We start from the raw sequence: 22,668 nt of genomic DNA on the forward strand, positions 1-22,668 counted from the left end.
ACTGTGATGCTGTACAAACAGTATAGCCGAAGCTGCTGAAAAATTTTGCCTCAACTGAATTATGTTTCGGCTGAGGCTATGGATAAAACTTGGGTGAATTGCCAAGTTTTAGCTATAGAGCTACAGCGCAAGCCATTTAAAAAGTGTCAACAAATCCTAATACACATCTCGGCGATAACGTCCTTGCTGACGTAATTGTTCCAGTTGAGTCTCACCCAAAATATCTTTTAAGGCTTGGTCGACATCACTGGCCATGCCTTGAATGCTACCGCAGACATAAATCACGGCATTTTGTTCAATCCAGCGTTTTAATTCTTCAGCCTGTTCGCGTAACTTATGGTGTACATAGACTTTTTCGGCTTGATCACGGGAAAAGGCCAAATCAAGGCGTTGTAGCATACCTGTGCTTTGCCAAGCCTCGATGGTGTGCTGATAAAAGTAATCGTGCGCTTGCTGACGTTCACCAAAAAACAACCAGTTTTGGGTGTAATTCAGGCGGGTACGTGCATGCAATAAGCTCATTAATCCTGCAAGCCCTGTACCGTTGCCAATACAAATAATTGGGCGGTCATCATCAATTAAATGGAAAGATGGATTATTGCGAATGCGTAATGCGATATTTTGCCCAAGTGCAGCATGTGCAGTTAACCAACCTGAACCTAAGCCAAGCTCGCCTTGAGCATCGAATTTTTGACGCACCACAAGTCTTAAAACCTGTTGTGAAGGAATACTGGCAATTGAATATTCACGACTAGGCAAGGGTGAAAGTTGTGCCAATAATTCATCCGCAGTTTTAAATGTCTGAATTGGCGCGGTGAGGTCTTTATCTGCCAAAGCCTGTACTAAGGTTTGCTGACCATCAGCAAGAATTGTATTGGCATCGAGTTGATGCTGTTTTAAAAAGGCGTGAATCCGTGCAGTGCTGTTTTCAGGCTGAATTTCTGCAATATCACCTGCAGACCAATGCACATCATGTTGTGCTAACAGTTCAATATTGAAGGCGGGTGCGCCTAAACTGTTGGGATTTAGCAAGTCACGTTGCTGTAAGGTCCATGTATCAAAAGTTTTTTCGATATGCATACTTGGTAAGTCAAGTTGTGTGACCTGTACCAAAGCCTGATTCCAACGCTGTATGTCTGCAGGATTGGCATTATTTACTTCAATGGTATTGAACAAGGCATGTGCTTGATTACGTTGCAACCATGCAGCAATCGTATGTCCAAAACGGCAGTAATGATCTGCATATTCACGTGAACCTAAAGCCAGTACTGCATAACGCAAATGACTCAGGTCACAGGTTTGCGGTAGGATTTTTTTCACAAAACTTGAGGTCAAATCGGGTGCATCACCTGTGCCATAAGTGCTAGCAATACATAACAGTTGGGTGGTGTTTTTAAGATCTTCAAGGCTGAGATGTTGCAGGGCTTTGACTGTGACAGGCTGATGTGCTTCTTGCAGACTCGTTGCAGTGCGCCATGCCAATTGTTCGGCAGTACCTGTTTGGCTAGCATAGACGATGAGCCAGTGTTCAGCATTTGGGTCAATCTTAAATTGAGTTTGGTTTTGACGTGCAGCAAGAGTCAAACGCTTTTGTTTACGTCGTTTTAAATATAGCATCCAGCCTGTGACGAAAAACAGCGGCATCATCAAGGCAGCAAGCATGGCCAAAAATTGATAAACAGGTCCAAAGAAACTACCGCGATGCACAGGTAGCATACTGCTCATGATTTTTTCATTAAGCTGTTTGTTTGCATATAATTCAAGTTGAGTAATACGTGCTTGTTGATAATCAAAAGTTGCGTTATTGCGGGCACGTTCATGTTGTGGAATGACATCGACAAAGTTAATTTCAATTTCACTATTGGCGTGTTTAGGCACATTAAAAGTGATACTGGAATAATCCTGCCCCAATTGCTGCGGGAAATGTTGCCATGCCTTCGTCAATGCCAGATTGATTTGTGCCTGATCCAGTGTATTTTTTTTGGTAGGATCCGTGTTATTTGGGCCATTTTCCACAACTTGTGTCTGTCTTGCTTGATGAGGTGTTTGATTATTTTGATTTTCTTTTTTATTGCGTCCCTCTGCTTGTAATTGTACTTGTGGTCTTTCTACGCCCATGACTTTAAACATGCCATTGCGCCACCACTCATACGACCAATACAGTCCTGTGCATGCCATAACAAGATAGAAGATCACTACCCATGTACCGACCACAGCATGTAGGTCCCAAATAAAATTGCGACCTTTGAGTTGTGGTTTAATCGCAAACCATTGTTTGAATGAATGGCGTTTCGGCCAGCGCAGATAAATGCCACTTAACACAAAGAACAACAACATGAGGGTACATGCGGCTGTAATTTGCTTACCAATAGGCCCTACGGTTAAATTGCGGTGTAATTGCTGAATGAATTGAAAAAAATCACGCCCTTTCACTTCAGGTAAAATGTCTGCAGAGTAGGGATTAATCAGGATATTTTGCCCGCGTCTGGCGCCTTCTTTCGCAATATTGATGCTTGAAGATGCTGCAGGATCTTGGGCAATGGTAATGCTGTTAATTTTATAATTTGGTTGGACTTGCTGAAAATGTGTGTAAATTTCTGCAGGAGTAAGTTTGGGTTTTTGCTCAACTTGAACTTGGTAACTGTCTGGATTCAACCATTTTAGAATTTGTTGTTCATAGGAATAAATTGCCCCAGTGACACCCATGAGTGACAAAATAAGCCCTGCTGTAATGCCAAGGAACCAGTGAATTTGGAAAAAAGTTTTTTTTAACATGAGGAATGCGAGTTGAGCACGAATTTTGCAGAAGAATAATCTAGATACAAAGTTAATGCAAATGCTATTTATTCTCATTATCATTCATTGTTTTAATTTTAAGTAAAAAAACCTCCATCGTAGGGGATAGAGGTTTTTTTTAGATCGGGATATTTAGATTTGCTTGGCTTCGCCTGCAGCTTCGGTTAAATGCTTGCGAATGGTGTTGAACGAAAAGTTCTTGCTGTCCATGCGCTTAGGTAGAATATAAGCACCTTGCTGACCTTTTACTTTGAAATTCATCAAAATAAATTCAGGGGTGTTGTACCATTCATATACATCTTTCCAGCCAATTGCACCCACGCCTTCTTGAGCGCCCATTTGCTGACGCATCACGATACCGTGCGGCTGTACGCCTAAACGAATCCCTTTAATTTCTTGAACAGGAAATTCATTCATTTTTCGCTTAACGTACCATTCCAAGCCGTATTTACGCACGAGCAGGTAGAGCACCACACAGACAATGGCAACCCAGCAGAAAATTGTCGAATAATTTTTTAACAGCAGAATGCCTAAAATGGAAAGGGCAACAATCACACCCATAATAATCCATGCTTTCATGCCAATTTTATTGGTACTGCGCCAAATTACCAGTTGTGCGTGACGTTGTTCTTCTTCAGAAACTTCGTAGATCACAGGCTGTAGGGTATAGGCGTATAAACTTTTCGCGGTCATAGTGAAACTAACAAATTTAAAACTATAAAAAGTTTAGCATTAATTGCTGTCATGCAGTGAGTATATTGTCGCAAAATCATGCTAAGGTCGGTGAATACTTGTGCAGCTTAGGGCGAATAAGTAGGCACTGACCGTTTGCAGGATTGTTTATAAAGACGCCAGTTCAGTTGCGTCCTGATCATGTTCGTGGCTTAAACTTTGTTTTAAGCGACTTAATTGTTGCAAGATACTCATCATCAAAGATAATTGCTGCAAAATAATTAATGATTTTTGATCTTCTTCTTTGTTTTGGCTTAAACGCTGACGAATGGTTTGCAACATGTTGTGTGCACTTAAATCTGGCGTTTCATCTTTCAGTAAAGCACCTTGAATATCGTCCATTGCTTGATCGAGCAGTTGCAAGACTTCCTGATCGTCAATTTTGTCACGATGCGCACCAAGTGCAGCAATATAGCTAATAAAGGTGTGATTTAGACACAAGAACTCAAAGGCTTGAGCTTTTTGATTGGGGTCAAAATCAGGTTCGGTGGCGAGTGTTGAAATCAGTGAAGCAACTTCTGCATCGGTATTATGAGCAGCACGGCGCACGACACGATAATTCAAACCGTTGTTGCGTCCATTTTTATATTGTTCAATCACTTCTGCCAAATAGCCACATTGCGCGGTGAGTGAGCGGCGAATCGTGCGTGATAGACGGCGGAATTTCCAATCGGGGAAGATAAAACTCACGCCAAACCATGCTAGCGCACAACCAATTAAGGTATCGACCATACGTGGTACGGCTGCAGCATAGCCTAAACCCTCTAGGTTAAAGTTCATCAGCGCCAAAATGGTCATAAAGGCAGTGGCTTGTGCATATTGTTTACTACGCAATTCAAAGAACAACATGCCACTAATCACTAAAACCAGTAATTGTCCTTCTACAGATGGTACAAAATATAAAATGGTGTAGCCGACTACAATCCCTGCCAACGTCCCAATAATACGCAAACGTAAACGTCGTTTGGTGGTGTTAAAGTTGGGCTGCATCACAAACAGGGCGGTCAGTAAAATCCAGTAGCCATATTGAATATTGGTGACTTGCACAAAAATATAGCCAATCAATAGTACAATCGACAAACGAATGGCGTGGCGGAACAAGACCGATTCTGGGGTTAAATGCTGCTTGATCCGAATGACAATATCATCCCAACTTTTTAAGTCGTCATCTTTCAGTTGTTGTTCAATATGTTTTGATTTATCCAGTTTAATATTGCGTTCGGTTTCAAGGTTACGCAATTGAGCATCAATAGATTTCAGGTTTCGGTATAGGGCAAACAATGCATTAATCCAGACTTGGTCATATTGCTGTTCACTGCGCAGTTTTTCTAAAGACTGTTTAAGATTTTCAAAAGCATGTTTAAAACGCTTGTTATGCACATAAGGTTTACGGTGCAAAATGCTTTCGCTTAAATCTTTACAGGCTTTGCCCTGAATCGACAAAATGCGTTGGAAGCGAAATAAAATATCGCTGTGCTGAAATATTTTCGCCAGTTTTTGATAATCAATATGTGCAGAGTCGGCACGTTCGTGAATGTCTTGTGCGACAAAGTAATACTGTAAGCTACGTCGGGTATCTTTTTGCCCGCGGTCACCTTTTAAACGGGTCAGTAAAGCGGTTTTTAAGTCGTTAAAAATCGCAATTAATTTGCCATTTTCAAGTGATAAATCAATGATACTTTGTTGATAACTCGGTGCAGTCATATCCACATCAAATAGATTTGATTTGGCAAATAAAAAATCACCCAAAGAAGAATAACTGAGTGAAAGTTTGTCTTGTAAGGCACGAACAGGGAACAGTAAAAAGCTGATGGTCGAAATTAAGCCGTACCAAATTGCGCCCGAAACCAAAAGCAGCGGCTGCATGTACCAGTCATCAAATAGGTTGACGCCAAGCATGGAATAGACCGATACTACCAAACAGCCATAAGAAATGGTGGCATAACGTCGTCCGAGCGAACCGAGCAAAATTAAGACAATACACGACAGGATTAAGCCTGTAGCAAATAAAATAGGATGCGGAAATAAAAACTGAATTGATGTGGCGGTAACAAAGAAACCAATATAAGTATAGAGCTGATTGACAATACGCACCGAAAAACGGTCATCAATATCACTCAAACCTGCGGCAAGCACACCTAAAGTTAAAGGAATAGTGGCAAGCTGCATCCCCATAAAATAGGGAACAAAAGCAGTTCCCGCAAATGCAATGAGCATGCGGATGTTATACATAAATGTGGTGTTATAGGTCGCTTGTTTGAGCTTTATCAGCCAAGGTTTCAACATCATTCCTTTAAGTAAACTTTTCTGTCTAAACAGAGATTTATGCTGCAAGATGAAGGTTTGCGTACATTGTAACTGTAGATGAGATGTTTAGAGTACCTAATATGTGAAAATTCATCTTTGATCACAACAAATCATACTATGGAGCGTGTAAGCTTGTCTGTACATCTGTCATTTCATCATAAAATATGAGCATATCGAAAACGCTGCCAAGTTCAAGCAGTACGCCACCATCTGCGCAACAACCCAACATGCGGCAATATTCGACTGCGTGGATTTTATTGTTGGCGTTATTGACTTCGCTTGGGCCTTTATCGATTGATATGTATTTGCCTGCCTTGCCCGTTATGGCAAGCGAGTTTGGCGTATCGACCCAAATGGTCGCAAACAGTTTGCCTGCCTACTTTTTAGGTTTGGCATTGGGTCAACTGATTTACGGGCCGCTGAGTGATCGGATTGGACGTAAGCCGCCTTTATATTTTGGCTTGGCACTATTTTCACTCGCCAGTATGTTGTGTGTGTTTGCACAAAATGAATGGGGACTGATTGCTGCACGTATTTTGCAGGCTTTGGGTGGCTGTGTGGGTGTGGTAATTGCACGAGCAGCTATTCGTGATCGCTTGGATTTGCAAACATCCGCTCAAGCTTTTTCGAGCATGATGATTGTGATGACCATTGCGCCCATTATTGCACCTACGCTGGGCGCATGGGTACTTAGATGGATGAATTGGCAAGCTATTTTTGTAGTGCTGACCTGCGTTGGAATTATTTGCTGTTTATGTGTGCACTTCTTTTTTAAAGAAACTTTGGCCAAAGAACGCCGTCTAAATTTGAACTTTCAGCAAGTACTGACCTTATATTTCGCAATTTTAAAAGATCGTGATTTTCGTTTTCCAATGTTAGCAGGCTGCCTGACAGGTGGGGCATTGTTTTGTTATATCAGCGGTTCAAGTGCAGTCATGATGGATCAATATGGCTTGAGTGAAACGGCTTTTGCTTATGTGTTTGGTGCCAATGCGATTGGTATTATGTTGTTTTCGGCTTTGAATAAAAAAATCAGTGGCAAATTGGGTGTGCTGCAACGCTTAAAATTAGGCAGCATGATTCAACTGAGTGGTGCGGTTATTCTACTGCTTGCAGGTAGTTTGGGGCATGCACCTTTGGCATTGGTGATGGTCGGTTTATTTCTTGCTGTGTCTGGGATTGGTTTTACAGGCCCGAATGCTATGGCACTGGCAATGGCAAAACAGGGCGCACGTGCAGGAACAGCCAGTGCGGTCATGGGCAGTGTGCAATTCTTTTGTGGCTTGATTGGTGGGGTGTTACTCAACTTTTTAACAGGCAGTGCTTTGCTGAATATGGCTGTATTAATGCTGCTATTTATTGGGTTTGGGATGTTTGCCGTTTTTCATATTTTGCAACCTCAATCAGACTGAGTTGAGGTCAATACTTTTTCAAATGGTGATTTTTTTCGCAAAAATCGGGCTTTTAGACAGAACTGAAATATATACAATAGTCTAATGGTGGTGTAAATACTTGAATAATCAACCTATTTAAAGTATTGAATTTTATATGGTTTAATTGTTTAAATCTGTAATTATGATTAATTGTGATTTCTTATTCGGGAAAACTGATTTTAATAAACGTCATAACTTGATAGATTGAAGTCTGTAATAAATGACACAATTTGAAATATTTGAGTGTCTTGGACTATTTGGCAAAAGTGTTTTGATTTTTAAGCCATTTTTATAATTCGATGTGAAATCGATAGATGACGAACAAAATCATCATGCACGGATGCAGCGTTGTTTTATTTTGGAGAGATAAATGAGTCAATTACTCAACGGTCAGTTTATGATCAAAGGTTTAGCTATTGCCGTTACAACTTTAATGGTAAGTACTGCACACGCAGCAAAAACTGAGCAACAACAAATTCAAGAACTTCGTCAAGAAGTTGAAGCGTTAAAATCATTAATTCAGCAACAACAGCAAGTACAACAACAGCAGCAAACTCAAATTGCCCAAGTACAACAGGCGAAGCCTGCTGCACCTGTAAGTGCATTAAGCAGCTTAAAGTCTAAATCTGGTGCAGATGTTTCTATTTATGGTTTTGTACGTGGTGATGCAAACTATATTATTAAAGGTGCGGATAATGACTTTAACTCAGCACATACAAGTAAAGAAGAAGCAAGTGACAAATTACGTGCTACAGCAAAAGTCACCCGCTTAGGTTTAGACTTTAATACACCTGTTGGTGACAACAAAGTAGGTGGTAAAGTTGAGGTTGACTTTGCAAGTGCGGCAGAGAATTTACGTATTCGCCACGCTTATTTAACTTTCAATGACTGGTTATTCGGTCAAACCACATCGAACTTCTTGTCAAATCATGCACCAGAAATGATTGACTTCGCAACGAATATTGGTGGTGGTACTACACGTGTACCGCAAGTACGTTATGGTTATAAGCTAGCACCTACAACTCAGTTATTCGTTTCGGCAGAAGAGGGTAGTAGCTCAGCAACTGAATTGAAAGTTACAGAAGAAAAAATCAGAGATGATTCGGGTGCTGTAATTGACCCTCCTAAAGTTACGAGAGAAAATGTTTCATCAGATGTGACCTATCGTGCTCCAGTACTTACAGCTAAATTAGTTCAAGGTTATGCTGAAGGTAAAGGTTCGGCTTCAGCACGTGCATTGGTTGAACATTATAAAGCTAAATCTGGTGATGATAAAACAGGTTGGGGCGCAGCTGTAGGTACGAATTATCAAGTTGCAGAACCTTTAAAAGTATCTGCGGATGTTTCTTATGTTAAGGGCAACAGCAACTACTTATATGGTAGTAACTCTGCATTTTACGTAAATACAGTTAATGGTGAAATTGAACAGAATGAAGCATTTGGTGTACAAGTGGGTGCAACTTATACGTTCTCACCACAACTACGTTCAACTTTAGCCTACGGTGCTTTATTTGCGGATGATGGTACAGACTATGCGCTTTTAAATGGTGGTGCTAATGAGAAAGTACAACAAGCGTGGATTAACTTTATCTATTCACCTGTAAAACCAGTTGATTTAGGTATCGAGTATCTAAATGGTGAACGTGAAACTTTCAAAGGTCAAAAATTCAGTGATGACCGAGTAGGCTTTATGGCGCGCTATAGCTTCTAAGTCGCTACTTTTGAGCAAAATCGAAAACAGAGCTTAATTTTAGGCTCTGTTTTTTTTATGCTTTAAATTTATAACATTAATTCAATAACTTAAATTTTATTCACTTTTATAAAATGCTTTAACTTTCACTTATAGCTGAAAACAATCATTAAAATTTATAGAAAAAAACGCAGAAAATAGCAGCTTTTTGTCAAAAAAAATGCATAATGATCGACCTTTAATCTTGCTGTTTTTTGTCAAGTGGTTGAATATCTTTATCGGAAGGTATTTATCCACCTCAGATATTTGGGAGCTTATATGAGATTACCTCTCAGTGTTAAGCCGATTCAGTTGTTTGCACTCGAAGTCACCCCGAAAGTGAAAATGCTGTCTTTTGTCTTTCTTTTCTTCTGTTCTAGGCAAACGCAGATGATAACGCTTGAGTGAAACCAAAGGATGGGTTGGCTGAGCGAAATGCATACCTCTTAAACTTCGGTCAAATACGATACTGTTTACATACTTTGTATTGCGGCATTTTTTAGTTGATTTAGAGTCATAGTGATGCAAATGCTTTGGTTTGCATAGACAGCTCTTCATCGTATTAAAAATAATCTGCAATCACTATATGGATATTGCCATGGAATTTACTTTTAATGCGTTTTATACGCTGATTGCTGCGGTCATCGTCCTGCTCTTAGGGCGACTTTTAGTCAATAAAATTGATTTTTTAAAACGCTATAATATTCCTGAACCTGTTGCAGGTGGTTTGGTTGCCGCTATTGTTTCATTGTTGGTGAATCAATTTTGGGGTTATAGCATTACCACCAGTAGCGCATTGCAAACTAGCTTTATGCTTATTTTCTTCGCCTCGATTGGTTTAAGCGCGAACTTCACAAAATTGCGTCAGGGTGGAATCGGTTTAATTATTTTCTTGATTGCAATTTCCACATTTATTGTGTTGCAAAACATTGTCGGCATTAGTCTTGCAACATTGTTAGGTATTGATCCACTAATTGGTTTAATTGCAGGATCGATTACTTTAACTGGCGGTCATGGTACAGCAGGTGCGTGGGGTGAAATTTTAGAAACCCAATATGGTATTCAAGGTGCTTTGGCACTGGGCATGGCAAGTGCGACCTTTGGTTTAATTATTGGTGGTTTAATTGGTGGTCCACTGGCTAAAACTTTAATCAATCGTCATCAATTGGCTGTACCACGTACCGACGAACAAATTGAAAAACGCGATAATACGCCTGCGGATCAAGATTCCAATGAGTTTATTCCATTTGAATATCCGCATCAGGTGCGTTTAATCACAGCAGATAATGCAATTACTACTTTGGGTTTATTTGCAGCGTGTTTGGCATTTGCCGAATTTATGACAGGCGTTGCCAAAGGCAGCATGTTTGAATTGCCAACTTTCGTTTGGGCATTGGCGGGCGGTGTGATTCTGCGCAATGTCTTGGAAAGTGTTTTTAAAGTCAATATTTTTGACCGTGCGATTGATGTGTTTGGGAATGCATCTTTATCGTTATATTTGGCGATGGCGTTATTGTCACTCAAATTATGGCAATTGGCCGATTTGGCAGGGCCGTTGATGGTGATTTTAGGGGCGCAAACGCTCACAATGGCGTTATATGCAGCTTTTGTGACCTTCCGTATTATGGGGAAAAACTACGATGCAGCCGTGCTGGCAGCAGGACACTGTGGTTTTGGCATGGGGGCGACGCCAACAGCAGTCGCCAATATGCAGGCCATTACCAATATGTATGGTCCATCTTATAAAGCGTTCTTGATTGTGCCGCTGTGTGGTGCATTCTTTGTCGATTTAATTAACGTTGCGGTGATTCAATCTATTCTAAAATTCTTTGGTGGCTAAGCTCCAAAGCATTCAGGCTTGATTCAGTCATCCACAAAAAATGCTAGTTCAATTGAACTGGCATTTTTATTTGATCGATAGCATTTTTATTTTAAGCCATGAAATGCAAGAATGCTGTATAGACCAGGAAACTACCAATTAAACTGAGCCAAACAGGTAGTTTGGATTTTAATAATCCAATCACCAAAACAATAAACAGCAGATCAGCAATACTCAAAATATGACGCTGTGCCATTTCGAGCACCATATACAGCAGCAAACCGACTACCGCTGCATTAATCCCTGTAACCGCATGACGAATATAGGCTTGCTGCATCAACCAAGACCAATAAGGCAAAGTCGAAAATACTAAAAAGAAAGATGGCAGAAAAATCGCCAACGTGGCTAAAGTCGCATTCAGCAGCATTGATTCTGTCATTGGAATCAAACTGCCCAAATATGTTGCAAAGCTGAACAGTGGACCAGGCACCAATTGCGCTATGGCATAACCCAAATCGAACTGTTCTGCACTGACTAAGCCTGTGCTAACAAAATCTTGATGCAATAAAGGCAAAATGACATGCCCTCCGCCAAAGACCAAAGATGCGGCTTGATAGAAACTTAAATTGGCTGCATAGAGTAATTGAGGTTGCAGCCAGTTTAGACCTGACAGCACAATAAAGGGTGCAACAAAAAGTACTGCCCAAAATACAGCATAACGACGATGTTTGAGTAAATGTGCCGCAGTAAAATGCGTATCTGTCGCCGTTGTATTGGTGGATGATTGTGCAGCAGTTGGTGCTGCGCGTTTCGCCATCCAAATGCCAAAACAAGCTGCAATCAGAATCACTAAAACTTGATTGAAGCTCAAGGGCATCAGATAAATAAATAGGGCAGAAGCAAACATTAAGGCATATTGCCAAACCGTTTTACAAAAACTACGCAACATTTGCCAAAATGCCCAAGCCACCACGGCCAATACGATCAGTTGAATACTGTGAAAGCTATTTGACGACAGTACATCTAAATATTGATGTCCCAAAACTGCAACCAATGCCATAAACAATGCGGAAGGCATGGTAAAACCCAACCACGCTAGGACTGCACCCCAATAGCCTTTTTGCAAATAACCAATCGCTAAAACCACCTGACTACTAGTTGGGCCAGGTAAGAGTTGTGCAAGTGCGACAATTTGTGAATACTGGGATTCATCTAGCCATTTGAGTTGATGCACAAAACGCTGATGGAAAAATACCAAATGCGCTGCAGGCCCGCCAAAAGACAGACAGCCTAATTGCAGAAAAATCCAGAATAATAAGGAATAAGAAGGTGTTGGCATATAATTTTAGACAGATTCGACTTGTGCGCCACTGTAGTGGCTAGACGTGACAGTTTAACGAATTACTACAAGGATCGGTTAAAATAATAGATAGACTATGGGCGGTCATGCAAGGCGAAACAAATAGCATCAGTGGCATGGTTAAGATGGTTGCTGTATCAAGTTAGCTGATCAACCTTGTCACGATTGGCGGTGAAATATCGACTGAAACCTATGGATTCAAGAAGGTCATTATGAAAATTGGGTATGTATCTCTTACAGCATTATTGATGGTGGGATGTCAGGCAGTGCCATCACAGCAGCAATTTTCGACTCAAACTTTACTTGAGTCGCAGCCCGTGGTTGAAGCAGAGTCACGCCTGAATCAAATTGATTTTCGTCAGTTAAAACAACAAAAAAAACGTCCAATTGTTGCATTGGTTTTGGGCAGTGGTGGTGCTCGTGGTTATGCACATATTGGAGTAATTGAAGTACTTGAGCAGTACGGTATTCATCCTGATTTTATTGTGGGCAGCAGCGCAGGCAGCATTGTCGGTTCAATTTATGCCAGTGGTAAAAATGCACAGCAATTACGTGAAATTGCCATGAATATGAAAGCCAATGATGTGCGGGATGTGACTTTAGATTTAAAAGGCTTTTTTGATGGTAAAAAAGTTGAAAATTATGTCAATGCACAAGTCGATCAACTCCGTTTGGAGCAATTTAAAATCCCGATGTACGTGGTGGCGACTGAATTAAAAGAAGGCAAAAAAGTTGTATTTAATTATGGCAATACGGGTCAAGCGGTGCGTGCGTCAGTGTCTATCCCAAGTATGTTTGTACCTACTAAAATTGCAGAACATGAATATGTCGATGGTGGTTTAGTGAGCCCTGTACCTGTCAAGGTTGCACGCGATTTAGGGGCAGATATTGTGATTGCCGTGAATATTTTGGCGCAGCCTATTCATACTGAAACCAGTAATGTGTGGGGATTGTTTAACCAAAATATTAATATTATGCAAAAGCATTTGGCCAATGAAGAATTGAAACTGGCAGATGTGGTCATTCAACCCGATTTACGTGAAAAAGCCCATATTTTTGATGTGAAAGGGCGCGAAGCGACCATGTTGGCAGGCGCAGAAGCAACCGCAGCGCAATTAAATAAAATTGATCAGGTCTATCAACAGCATCATTATGCGCATGGGCATAGAATTGTAGACTATAAAGTGAGTAATACTTTTGGGCTTTATGGACAGTTTAAATAGCTGTCCAGATCCTTCATTTAGGTCAATTCAATGAAATCAACAGATTTAACTTAAGTCTAATTAGGTGCTTGATAAAAATAACTTTAATGTTAGATTGCTTAGATTTATTCTTTGTAAGTATTTGATATTATAGTTTAAAAATAAAGATACCCTAAAGATATCTAAATACTGAGATGAGGTATTTAGACTTAAAATCAATTTTTTAGCGTGTTCTTTCGCACTGTTTCCATTTATTCTATGCAGCATTTACTGAATTAGTTTTTTAAGCAGTTTACCAATTGAACATGCTTCCAAGACGGCCTAACTTTTGTGCTTCAGGACTTTAAAACTTTATAAAAAATCGAGGGGATACTTCATGCACGGCTTTGAAATTGGACAGCAGGTGAAACTTGCTACTATGGAGCAAGTTATTTTTACAGTGACGATGATTAATCCAGATGGTTCTTATGTGATTGAAGCTGCACTGAGTACTGAACAAACTTTGACTTATAGCAATGTGTCGCAGGAAATGCTGCGCTTGGCTTAAATGTCGCAGCGAAGTTTGAAAATTTACGGGGAAATTGAACTTTTTTTGTGTAAATTCGCCGAAATTTGCTTGAATAATCCATTGAATAAAAGATTTTAGATTGTTTTTTGAACACTTGAATCAGGGGGATTCACGTAATATTCAATTTGAACAAATATTCTAAAAAATTAGAAATGGATTAAAAAATAACAGCTTGGGAGTCTTAGTGTTAGTCTTATAATTTTAAATAAATGTTATCATAAACAATATAAATAATAATGATGCAGTTGTTGCCGAAATGAACATTCAAACTTTTATAAACGCGATATAATAATACGCTCATATCTTACTGTCTTTAAAAGAGTCTAGAGAACGCGATGTCACCATTAGATCAAATTGCCCCAGTGTTAGATGACCAGTCAGAATTAACCATGACCGTGTTAATGACACCCGACATGGCAAATTTCTCAGGGAATGTACATGGTGGAACAATTTTAAAACTATTAGACCAAGTGGCGTATGCATGTGCGAGCCGCTATTCTGGTAGTTATGTGGTGACCCTTTCGGTTGATAAAGTGAACTTTAAAGAGCCGATTCATGTGGGTGAATTGGTGACTTTCCTTGCTAGTGTGAACCATGTCGGTCGTACTTCAATGGAAATTGGGATTCGTGTAGAAGCACAAAATATTCAAAAGCGTACAGTGCGCCATACCAACAGCTGTTACTTCACTATGGTTGCAGTCGATGAAAATGGTAAACCAAAACAAATCCCTGCGTTGAAATTAGACAATGACTGGAAGCGTTGCCGTTTTGAAGCAGCAGAGCAACGTAAAGTTGCACGTTTGCAAGAAAATCATCATCCATCTTGCAGCATTTATAAGAAAACTGAACAAAACTAAGTTTTCATCAAATTTAGCTGAAAACCTGTTTGCAATTGTAGACAGGTTTTTTTGTGCCTATTTTTTAATTTTGTCCAAGGCAATATTGATAAGTTATGCAGATAAACAAAAACTGAGTAAACCGAGAGAGTGGCGGAAAACTCAGTTTTTGTATTCGATCTACATTTTTAAATGTATCTAAGTTTTAAGGCTGTTGCGTCGATGCAGCAGGGGTTTCAGTGCTTGCTTCAGATGCAGGTTGTGCAGCAGCTTGTTCTGAAGCTGGTTCAGCCACAGTTTCCTGCGTTGAAACAACCACTTTTTCCTGTTCTGTTGCTGTCGATTCAGCCTTTGCAGCAAAAGTAGTTGCAGTGGCAAAAGCAAAAGTTGAAGCGAGTAAAATTTGTGTCAATTTCATGGTTTGGCATCCTTATTTAAAGTTTTTCATGAGTAGTAGGGAGTGCTCAGCACAAGCATTAAGTAAAAAAACTTATTGCGGCTAAAGTGTTCAAGTCAGTCATCACCTGATTTGAACGGGCTGAACAGGAACTCATGCTAAAGAGCCAAAGCTATGGGATCAATGCTTGCAACAAAGCAAAACAATGACGGTTACTTGAACCGCACAATGATGATGAATAGGTCGTAGTTTGGTAATTTTTGTTTTAAATATGCAGTCAAATCCAATCAAAATGGCTGTGTTTTCCGCAATAAAATTGCGTGGTTGGCAATAAAACATAACATCAAGCGGCTAAAACTCGTGTATTTCCCCAAATAAGTTGCAGATCATCACGTAATAAATGTAAGCGAATTTTTCAAATCATGATGGTGATAGATGTGCTGAAATGAATAAATTTCAGTGTGTTTAGATTCAGATTGAACTAATCGCTAAACTTGCTTAGCATGCTTGAGTTGTTTGAAATTCAATAAAGTGAGCTTATTTTGAAATTAATTGCACCACAAAAAGCAGTCCCGACGCATATTATTTCTGGTTTTCTCGGTGCAGGAAAAACCACCTTATTGAAACAGTTACTCAGCCAAAAACCAGAACATGAAGTTTGGGCGGTGCTGATGAATGAATTTGGACAAATCGGGGTCGATCAACAACTCTTACCTCAGCAACAGGGTTATCAAGTCAAAGAATTATTGGGCGGTTGCTTATGTTGTAGCAGCCAATTGCCTATGCAAATTGCTTTGTCGCGTTTATTGTCCGAAGCGAAGCCTGACCGTTTATTCATCGAGCCGACAGGTTTGGGGCATCCTGCGCAACTCTTGGAACAACTGACCGAACCACATTGGCATACGCATTTATCGATGCGCGCCTTGGTGACGGTAGTAGATGGTTCGCGTTTGCATGATCAGGCGTGGACGCAGCAAAACCTGTATGCCGATCAGCTCAAAGCTGCACAAATTATTGTGGTGTCACATGCAGACCAAATGCAGGCGGCAGATGAGCAAGCCCTCATACAACTACAACAGGAATATCAAGCCTACGCGCAAAAATGGTTGAAAGCAGAACAGGGTCATCTGGCTTTGACCGAAATGGATATACCGTATGTCGGTACACAGCGTAAAATTCAGCCGTTGCTAAAATTGCAACAGAAGGTCAGCTCTACAAATCTGCAAGAGTCTGCAGAAATCAAACAATTGCCATATCACTATGTCGAAACTGCACAAGGATATGCAGTCGCAGGTTGGAAATTGCCTAAACGTTGGCAATTCGACTTTTATCCCTTATTAGATTTACTCTGTGAACAGCAAGATTGGCTGCGTATTAAAGGAATTTTTTATACCAATCAGGGTTGGAAAAGTTTCAACTTCAATCCGCAGCAATTTAATTATCAATCTACCGATGAAGGCATAGACAATCGGTTGGAAATTATTTATCAAAGCGAGCGTGATTGGGAAAAATTTGAGGCTGAACTATTGGCGTATCGGGTCGATGCTGCTGCGGTTCTAGACTGAAATCTATACGTTATCGGGCAAACGATACAGCAAAATCACAGAAAATCCATTATGCTTAGTGGCAAATTTAAACATAGTTTTAGGAATAGACAATGGCGCTGAAAGCGACAATTTATAAGGCAGATTTGAACATTGCCAATATGGATGTGCATCAATACGGTGACTATCAGCTCACCATGGCATTGCATCCTTCTGAAACTATTGAGCGATTGATGGTGCGTATTTTGGCATTCGCACGTTATGCAGATGAAGCTTTGGAATTTACCAAAGATTTATTTGAAACCGATGAGCCTGCTTTGTGGGAAAAAGACTTAACAGGGCAGTTAATTAAGTGGATTGAAGTCGGTTGCCCAGATGAAGACAAAGTCAAAAAAGCCAGTTCGCGTTGTAAGCAAGTTGCGATTATTGCTTATGGTTCATCGGTAGATGAATGGTACAAACGTAACAGTAAAATCAAAACTTTAAATAATGTTGAAGTGTGGCAACTATCGCCAGCGAGTACCGAAGCCGTTCAAGCTTTATGCGAACGTACCATGCAATTGCAGTTGAATGTAATGGATGGCGAATGGACATTGATTGGCGATCAGACACAGGCTCAGATTGAGTGGACACAGTTGCAATAACACTTGCACGAGCTGGAAATTATCTTAAACATCGAAGTGTAAATATTTGGAGATGAACATGAGTGCAGAATTAGAAATTATTGATTTGGTGGTGGGTGAGGGGAAAGAAGCGGTTAAAGGCGCTTTAATTACTACGCATTACACAGGCTGGTTGGAAGATGGCACCAAGTTTGATTCATCCTTAGACCGTGGTAACTATTTTGAAACCGTGATTGGTACAGGTCGTGTCATTAAAGGCTGGGATCAAGGCATCATGGGGATGAAAGTGGGTGGTAAACGCAAACTGATCGTACCTGCGCATTTGGCTTATGGTGAGCGCAAAATGGGCAATATCATTCCTGCTAATTCTAATTTGATTTTTGAAATTGAATTGTATGATGTGAAAACACGCGATCAATAAACACCTTTCAACTTAGCCAAACCGCTAGAATTTAAGTCATTCATCCGATGCCAGTAAGGTCTAGCATAAATGACTTAATTTTTTACTTCAAATTTAGTGCAAGAACGATTAGATTAAAAAACAAGCACAATAGGACTTTTGCATTTTTGAATTTCACTCGGATGTGGCACAAGTGTGCATTGCTCTTCTTAATTTTACTGTGCAGTGTACTCACACCACCGCGTGTGTTGGCGCAGTATGAGTCTGCACCTGAATCTTACTATCTACATCAACAACTGCTCAATTCTGTTCAATTTACTGAAGATCAATCGAGTATTTTGACTGGGCGATGGTTGTTTTATCCGCAACAATTGATTCAAGAACCCAGTGCGGTACTGGCATCGAATACCGTTGAATTGCCTGCTTCATTTGAAGATTTAATGGGCAATGCCAATACTTACGGCACTTTTATTGGGCACTTTCAAATTCCAAAAGAATTTCTAGGCAGACGTATTGCGATTTGGATTCCCAACCAATATGGCGCCTATCGGGTATTTTTAAATGGCGATCCACTGGTGCGTGTTGGCACAGTCGGTGCAGATGCGAGTAGTCACCAAACCGAAAATGCCCCACGAATTGCATATTTTGTTCCTGAAAGTGAATATTTTACCCTGACCATTCAAGCGTCTAGCTTTCAGAGCTTGCAAGGTGGTTTAAAAAATCCAATGAAAATTGGTTTAAGTCGCACCATCAATCAACAATATCAGCGTTTGATGATGAGTATTGCCATGATTTGTGGGGCAGTACTTGGTATTGGTTTGTTTACCTTGATGTTTTCGGCATTTAGTCTTGCAAATGGCGGCAAGACCAAGCTTATGTTTATTTTTGGCTTGTTTATTGTTTTTCTAGCATTACATAATTTATTTTCTCCGCCCTATGCTTACACCACTTTCCTGAATTTAAGTTGGTCTTGGGGAATAAGGCTCGAATATTTATTTAGTTTTCTCGCGATTTTATTTTTCCTGAGTTATATGTTTTTGCTCAGTTCGCGCTATTTGCATCGTTGGGTATATAGCGCGGCAATGTTGTTATTAAGCTTTAATATTGGGGTGACGCTGTGGGCAGAACCCACTATTTTTCAGCAATTGGCATTTTATAGTTCATTTTTCTTTGTTTTGATTTTGGCAAATTTTGCTTATGGATTTTATCAAACCCTGCATTCAGGAGAGCATTATTCTAGAATCAATTTTTGGGCAGTAATTATTCTGTGTGGCACATTTATTCATGATTTTTTATTAATGCTGAATTTGGTCAATTCCATTCATTTATCTTTTATTTCGACCAGTGTTTATGCATTGCTCATCATGTTTCAGCAGGCACGAAATTATGCCTACCATAACTTACGCATTGAACGCTTGAACCAAAAACTGATTCATTTAAACAGCTCGTTAGATTTAAAAGTGCAGGAACGCACTGAACAACTCAGTCTTTTGAATGAGAAACTGGAAATACAGATTAAAACCGATGCATTAACAGGGGCATATAATCGCCGTGCATTAAATGAAGAAATTCAGCGTTTGTATTTTGAAACCTTGCAAAATAAGCGACATATTTTGGTCTTTGCGATGCTCGATGTCGATTATTTTAAAAAATACAATGATCATTATGGGCACTTAAAAGGCGATCAAATTCTGCAAAACCTAGTTAAAGTTTTACAAGATACTTTGCCTAAAAATGCGTTTGTGGCACGTTATGGGGGTGAAGAATTTGCCATTTTACTGCACGATATTCCGCAACCTGCGATTGCACCACTCATGCAAAAGGTCTTGCAGGCTGTGCGTGATGCAGCTTTTGAGCATGTAGCACGAGAAGACCATAAACAATATGTGACTTTAAGTATCGGTGTAGCGTGGATGACTCGCGCACAAGCGTATATGCACGTGGATGATTTTATGAAAGCTGCAGATGCGCATTTGTATCAAGCCAAACATGCAGGACGCGATCAGGTAGTAATTCAAACTTAATATGTTGACGCTACTCTACATGGCTTAAAGATAGCTCTTAATTTTTTGTTGAAGTTGTACGACAGAAACATTGCCCGACAGTCGTTCAACAATTTGCCCATCTTTAAAATTAGGGTGGTCGGTAAACCAAAGACTTGATAGCGCAAAGTTAAAATTGGAGATAGATCGACATTTACTTTGCCAAATTTTACCGAAGCATCAAAAAGTTGGGCAAGCTGCTCAAAAAATGGTGCATTTTGAACACAAGGCGTACACCACGTCGCATAAAAACGAATCACCGCAACGCCTGTTTCATATTCAAACTCACGGTAATTATTTTCGTTGTATTCCACAATTTCTGACATCACATACTCTTTAATCATAAATAAAAATTTAATCACGCATGAAACACCACGGCATGAGAATTATACCTAAGTTAATCTGGGTTTTAATGCTTTGCTGTTTTATGTTCAAATAGTCAGAATTCATATCAGCATCAAACAATCAGGGATTTGCCATGACACAAAACACAATGCAGCAGATTATTATTACAGAACCAGGTGGCCCAGAAAAATTAGCCTATGAAACGGTTGCAATACCTGAGCCACAAGCCAATGAGGTTTTGGTCAAAGTACATGCTTTTGGTTTGAATCGTCCTGATATTTTACAGCGTCAGGGTCTGTATCCTATGCCTAAAGGCGTGACGCCAGTGCCAGGTTTAGAAGTAGCAGGTGAAGTGGTTGCTGTGGGGGCAGATGTCAGCCAATTTAAAGCTGGTGATGCTGTGTGCGGCTTAACCAATGGTGGTGGTTATGCAGAATATTGTGTTGTACCTGAAAGCCAGACTTTGACGATTCCAACAGGTGTCAGCTTTGTGCAAGCCGCAGCAATACCTGAAACATTTTTTACTGTGTGGGCCAACGTGTTCCAAATGGGCAAAGCCAAAGCGGGCGAAACGGCACTAATTCACGGTGGCACTAGTGGCATTGGTACTACAGCATTAATGTTGTGTAATGCGCTTGGTTTAAAAACCTTTGCCACTGTAGGTTCAGATGAAAAAGTACAAGCAATTTCACATCTCACTACAGCCATTAATTACAAGACACAAGATTTTGAACAAGTGATTAACGAGGCGACAGACAATGCTGGGGTCGATGTCATTTTAGATATTGTTGGTGCGCCGTATTTGGAACGTAATTTAAATTTATTACGCCTTGATGGTCGCTTGGTGTATATCGCATTTTTAGGGGGTGCAAAAGCCAAAGAGGTGAAACTTGGTCAAATCATGATGAAGCGTCTTACTATTACTGGTTCAACCATGCGCGCCCGCAATACTGCAGAAAAAGCTGAAATTGCCAAAGGGTTGCAAGAGATCGTTTGGCCATTGTTAGCAAAAGGTGAATGTCTGCCAATGATTTATAAAACTTTCCAGTTTGATCAAATTCAGCAGGCACATGCCGAAATGGATACAGGCGAGCATGTGGGTAAAGTCGTGGTGCAAGTGATTTAAAGACTCCAAATTTAAAATCAACATGCATAAAAAAACTGACCGAGTGTCAGTTTTTTTATGCATATTTTTATAGAAGATTTTAACAAAGATTTTTTGAATCTTTTTTAGCAATTATTTTAATCATAATTACATAAATATTCCTTTAAACTACAATTTAACACAATAAAATTTTTCCAAATAGTCAAATATTAAGGAGGTGTAGGACACACCCTGTCAATAATAGAGCTTATCTTTATATTCATTGAATTCATTCTCAAGATAACAAAACGGTTCATGTAAAATAATTTGATAGAGAGAGCAGACTTATGAAAATTTTATCTGCATATACGCCAAAACACAGTCTACGTGCATTAAAACGGTTACACAAAAATATTGTTCGTCAGCAAATCAATGTTCGGAACTTAAATAAAATGTATCATGCGCTGCTACATTTAGAACGCTATATTGACCGCCTCGATCATGATAAACGCGAAAACTTGTATTAAGTGTAAAGAGCAACCTGTTAATTATTTTTTACTAAAAAGTACAAGTGAGTTGAAAAGTTAAACCTGTTATTTATTGGATTATTCATTTGAAATAACGGGTTTTAAATAGACGGTAAAATTCAGGAGAAAAACTAAGGGAACAATAAGAAATTTAAAATAAACAAGGATGATCAAAGCTGAAAGATCAATTTTAAACTGCTGCACTGTAATAGGTGCAGCACTGCCTTGTGTGAACAATTGCTTCGGAATGTGTCGAGCTTTTAGCTAAATTGTGCGAAAATAGCGTTTTGCTATTTTTGTCCAAGGGCTGTACATGATTGACCAATCTCCTGAATCATTAAGTGATATCGAAATACTCGACATTTTGCAGTCTATGAAAAGTGATGAGCTAGACACAGAGGCAAAAGAAATTATCCGTAATGGTGGGAAAGCAGGTCGTCAGGAAGCGCATAAAGCAGCGTTGGTGGCACTTAATCAGTCATTCGAAAGCAAATTTGTAGAAGCAGTAAGTTTGGCTTTGCAGTTAAACGAAGCGCAAATGAAAAAAATCCGTTATAAAAAAGACCGTGTACGTATTTTAAAAGCACGTGGCATTGATTATTTAGCCATTGATGGCACAGAAACTGCACAAGTATTGGCTCAGGTTGCACAAGCGATTGTGCGTGAAGATGCTGTGGTGACGCATGATTTGCACAACATTTTTCCTTTCTGGAAAGAGGGCTGGCCGATGGTGCAATTCGACAATGTCTATAAAATTCTAGCTGAAGATATTGCGATTCACTATCAAGCGGTATTGGATGAATTGATCAGCAAATATTAAATAGATATTCAGCTGAATTTCAGATGTATCTGTTCAGGTTTGAAAAAAGCACCACTTCATTTTGATGTGGTGCTTTTTTATGAATGCTAGAAAATCTGGATGCA

General features: G+C 39.8%; 18 protein-coding genes and 1 pseudogene. 13 read left to right on the forward strand and 6 right to left on the reverse strand.

Annotation, left to right across the window (positions count from 1 at the left end):
* Window positions 1-156 precede the first annotated feature (156 nt).
* From FTU70_RS09275 to yccS, 3 genes are all read right to left on the reverse strand, one after another.
* The gene (locus tag FTU70_RS09275; RefSeq protein WP_180060495.1) at window positions 157-2,775 is read right to left on the reverse strand and encodes a sulfite reductase flavoprotein subunit alpha; all 2,619 of its coding nucleotides are present in this window, start codon (window positions 2,773-2,775) and stop codon (window positions 157-159) included.
* Between the two features lie 153 nt (window positions 2,776-2,928).
* Window positions 2,929-3,489, reverse strand: coding sequence for a YcxB family protein (locus FTU70_RS09280; protein WP_004977388.1), 561 nt, complete (start codon window positions 3,487-3,489; stop codon window positions 2,929-2,931).
* A gap of 147 nt (window positions 3,490-3,636) precedes the next feature.
* Window positions 3,637-5,811, reverse strand: coding sequence for a YccS family putative transporter (gene yccS, locus FTU70_RS09285; RefSeq protein WP_180060506.1), 2,175 nt, complete (start codon window positions 5,809-5,811; stop codon window positions 3,637-3,639).
* Between the two features lie 251 nt (window positions 5,812-6,062).
* On the opposite strand from yccS, the gene FTU70_RS09290 reads away from it, so the two are divergent.
* The 3 genes from FTU70_RS09290 to gltS all read left to right on the forward strand — a co-directional run bounded on the left by FTU70_RS09290 (window position 6,063) and on the right by gltS (window position 10,837).
* On the forward strand, window positions 6,063-7,247 hold the full coding sequence (locus tag FTU70_RS09290; RefSeq protein ID WP_180060507.1) for a multidrug effflux MFS transporter: 1,185 nt from the start codon (window positions 6,063-6,065) through the stop codon (window positions 7,245-7,247).
* A 391-nt stretch (window positions 7,248-7,638) separates the two neighbouring features.
* Window positions 7,639-8,979, forward strand: a complete 1,341-nt coding sequence (locus tag FTU70_RS09295) for a DcaP family trimeric outer membrane transporter (protein WP_180060496.1) — start codon at window positions 7,639-7,641, stop codon at window positions 8,977-8,979.
* A gap of 616 nt (window positions 8,980-9,595) precedes the next feature.
* Complete coding sequence (gltS, locus tag FTU70_RS09300) at window positions 9,596-10,837, forward strand: sodium/glutamate symporter (RefSeq protein ID WP_180060497.1); 1,242 nt, start codon at window positions 9,596-9,598, stop codon at window positions 10,835-10,837.
* A gap of 91 nt (window positions 10,838-10,928) precedes the next feature.
* Here the strand turns inward: gltS and chrA are convergent, their stop codons facing one another.
* Window positions 10,929-12,155: a chromate efflux transporter gene (chrA, locus tag FTU70_RS09305; RefSeq protein ID WP_180060498.1), complete on the reverse strand. Its 1,227-nt coding sequence runs from the start codon at window positions 12,153-12,155 to the stop codon at window positions 10,929-10,931.
* 269 nt (window positions 12,156-12,424) lie between these two features.
* Here chrA and FTU70_RS09310 point away from each other — a divergent pair, with 269 nt between their 5' ends.
* The 3 genes from FTU70_RS09310 to FTU70_RS09320 all read left to right on the forward strand — a co-directional run bounded on the left by FTU70_RS09310 (window position 12,425) and on the right by FTU70_RS09320 (window position 14,803).
* On the forward strand, window positions 12,425-13,399 hold the full coding sequence (locus FTU70_RS09310) for a patatin-like phospholipase family protein (protein ID WP_179989456.1): 975 nt from the start codon (window positions 12,425-12,427) through the stop codon (window positions 13,397-13,399).
* 355 nt (window positions 13,400-13,754) lie between these two features.
* A complete protein-coding gene (locus tag FTU70_RS09315; protein ID WP_165492551.1) occupies window positions 13,755-13,925 on the forward strand; it encodes a hypothetical protein in 171 nt (56 codons plus the stop codon).
* Between the two features lie 356 nt (window positions 13,926-14,281).
* Window positions 14,282-14,803, forward strand: coding sequence for an acyl-CoA thioesterase (locus FTU70_RS09320; RefSeq protein WP_004977311.1), 522 nt, complete (start codon window positions 14,282-14,284; stop codon window positions 14,801-14,803).
* Between the two features lie 184 nt (window positions 14,804-14,987).
* On the opposite strand, the gene FTU70_RS09325 is transcribed toward FTU70_RS09320, so the two are convergent.
* The gene (locus FTU70_RS09325) at window positions 14,988-15,200 is read right to left on the reverse strand and encodes a hypothetical protein (protein ID WP_004977309.1); all 213 of its coding nucleotides are present in this window, start codon (window positions 15,198-15,200) and stop codon (window positions 14,988-14,990) included.
* A 521-nt stretch (window positions 15,201-15,721) separates the two neighbouring features.
* Here FTU70_RS09325 and FTU70_RS09330 point away from each other — a divergent pair.
* The 4 genes from FTU70_RS09330 (at window position 15,722) to FTU70_RS09345 (ending at window position 19,770) form a co-directional block, all read left to right on the forward strand.
* A complete protein-coding gene (locus FTU70_RS09330; RefSeq protein ID WP_096901474.1) occupies window positions 15,722-16,744 on the forward strand; it encodes a GTP-binding protein in 1,023 nt (340 codons plus the stop codon).
* Between the two features lie 92 nt (window positions 16,745-16,836).
* Window positions 16,837-17,367, forward strand: a complete 531-nt coding sequence (locus tag FTU70_RS09335) for a YaeQ family protein (protein ID WP_131262033.1) — start codon at window positions 16,837-16,839, stop codon at window positions 17,365-17,367.
* A 58-nt stretch (window positions 17,368-17,425) separates the two neighbouring features.
* Window positions 17,426-17,767, forward strand: coding sequence for an FKBP-type peptidyl-prolyl cis-trans isomerase (locus FTU70_RS09340; RefSeq protein WP_004977304.1), 342 nt, complete (start codon window positions 17,426-17,428; stop codon window positions 17,765-17,767).
* A 161-nt stretch (window positions 17,768-17,928) separates the two neighbouring features.
* Window positions 17,929-19,770, forward strand: a complete 1,842-nt coding sequence (locus tag FTU70_RS09345) for a diguanylate cyclase (protein WP_257222560.1) — start codon at window positions 17,929-17,931, stop codon at window positions 19,768-19,770.
* Window positions 19,771-19,794: 24 nt separating this feature from the next.
* Here FTU70_RS09345 and FTU70_RS09350 read toward each other — a convergent pair.
* A pseudogene (locus FTU70_RS09350) lies at window positions 19,795-20,114 on the reverse strand (thioredoxin family protein).
* Between the two features lie 152 nt (window positions 20,115-20,266).
* On the opposite strand from FTU70_RS09350, the gene FTU70_RS09355 reads away from it, so the two are divergent.
* The 3 genes from FTU70_RS09355 (at window position 20,267) to FTU70_RS09365 (ending at window position 22,564) form a co-directional block, all read left to right on the forward strand.
* The gene (locus FTU70_RS09355) at window positions 20,267-21,259 is read left to right on the forward strand and encodes an NAD(P)H-quinone oxidoreductase (RefSeq protein ID WP_180060499.1); all 993 of its coding nucleotides are present in this window, start codon (window positions 20,267-20,269) and stop codon (window positions 21,257-21,259) included.
* Window positions 21,260-21,564: 305 nt separating this feature from the next.
* A complete protein-coding gene (locus FTU70_RS09360) occupies window positions 21,565-21,744 on the forward strand; it encodes a hypothetical protein (RefSeq protein ID WP_180060500.1) in 180 nt (59 codons plus the stop codon).
* A gap of 313 nt (window positions 21,745-22,057) precedes the next feature.
* Window positions 22,058-22,564, forward strand: coding sequence for a hypothetical protein (locus tag FTU70_RS09365; RefSeq protein ID WP_004977287.1), 507 nt, complete (start codon window positions 22,058-22,060; stop codon window positions 22,562-22,564).
* The last annotated feature ends 104 nt before the right edge of the window (window positions 22,565-22,668 follow it).

This window comes from Acinetobacter sp. YH12135 (genome assembly GCF_013418565.1).
Taxonomy (GTDB): domain Bacteria; phylum Pseudomonadota; class Gammaproteobacteria; order Pseudomonadales; family Moraxellaceae; genus Acinetobacter; species Acinetobacter towneri.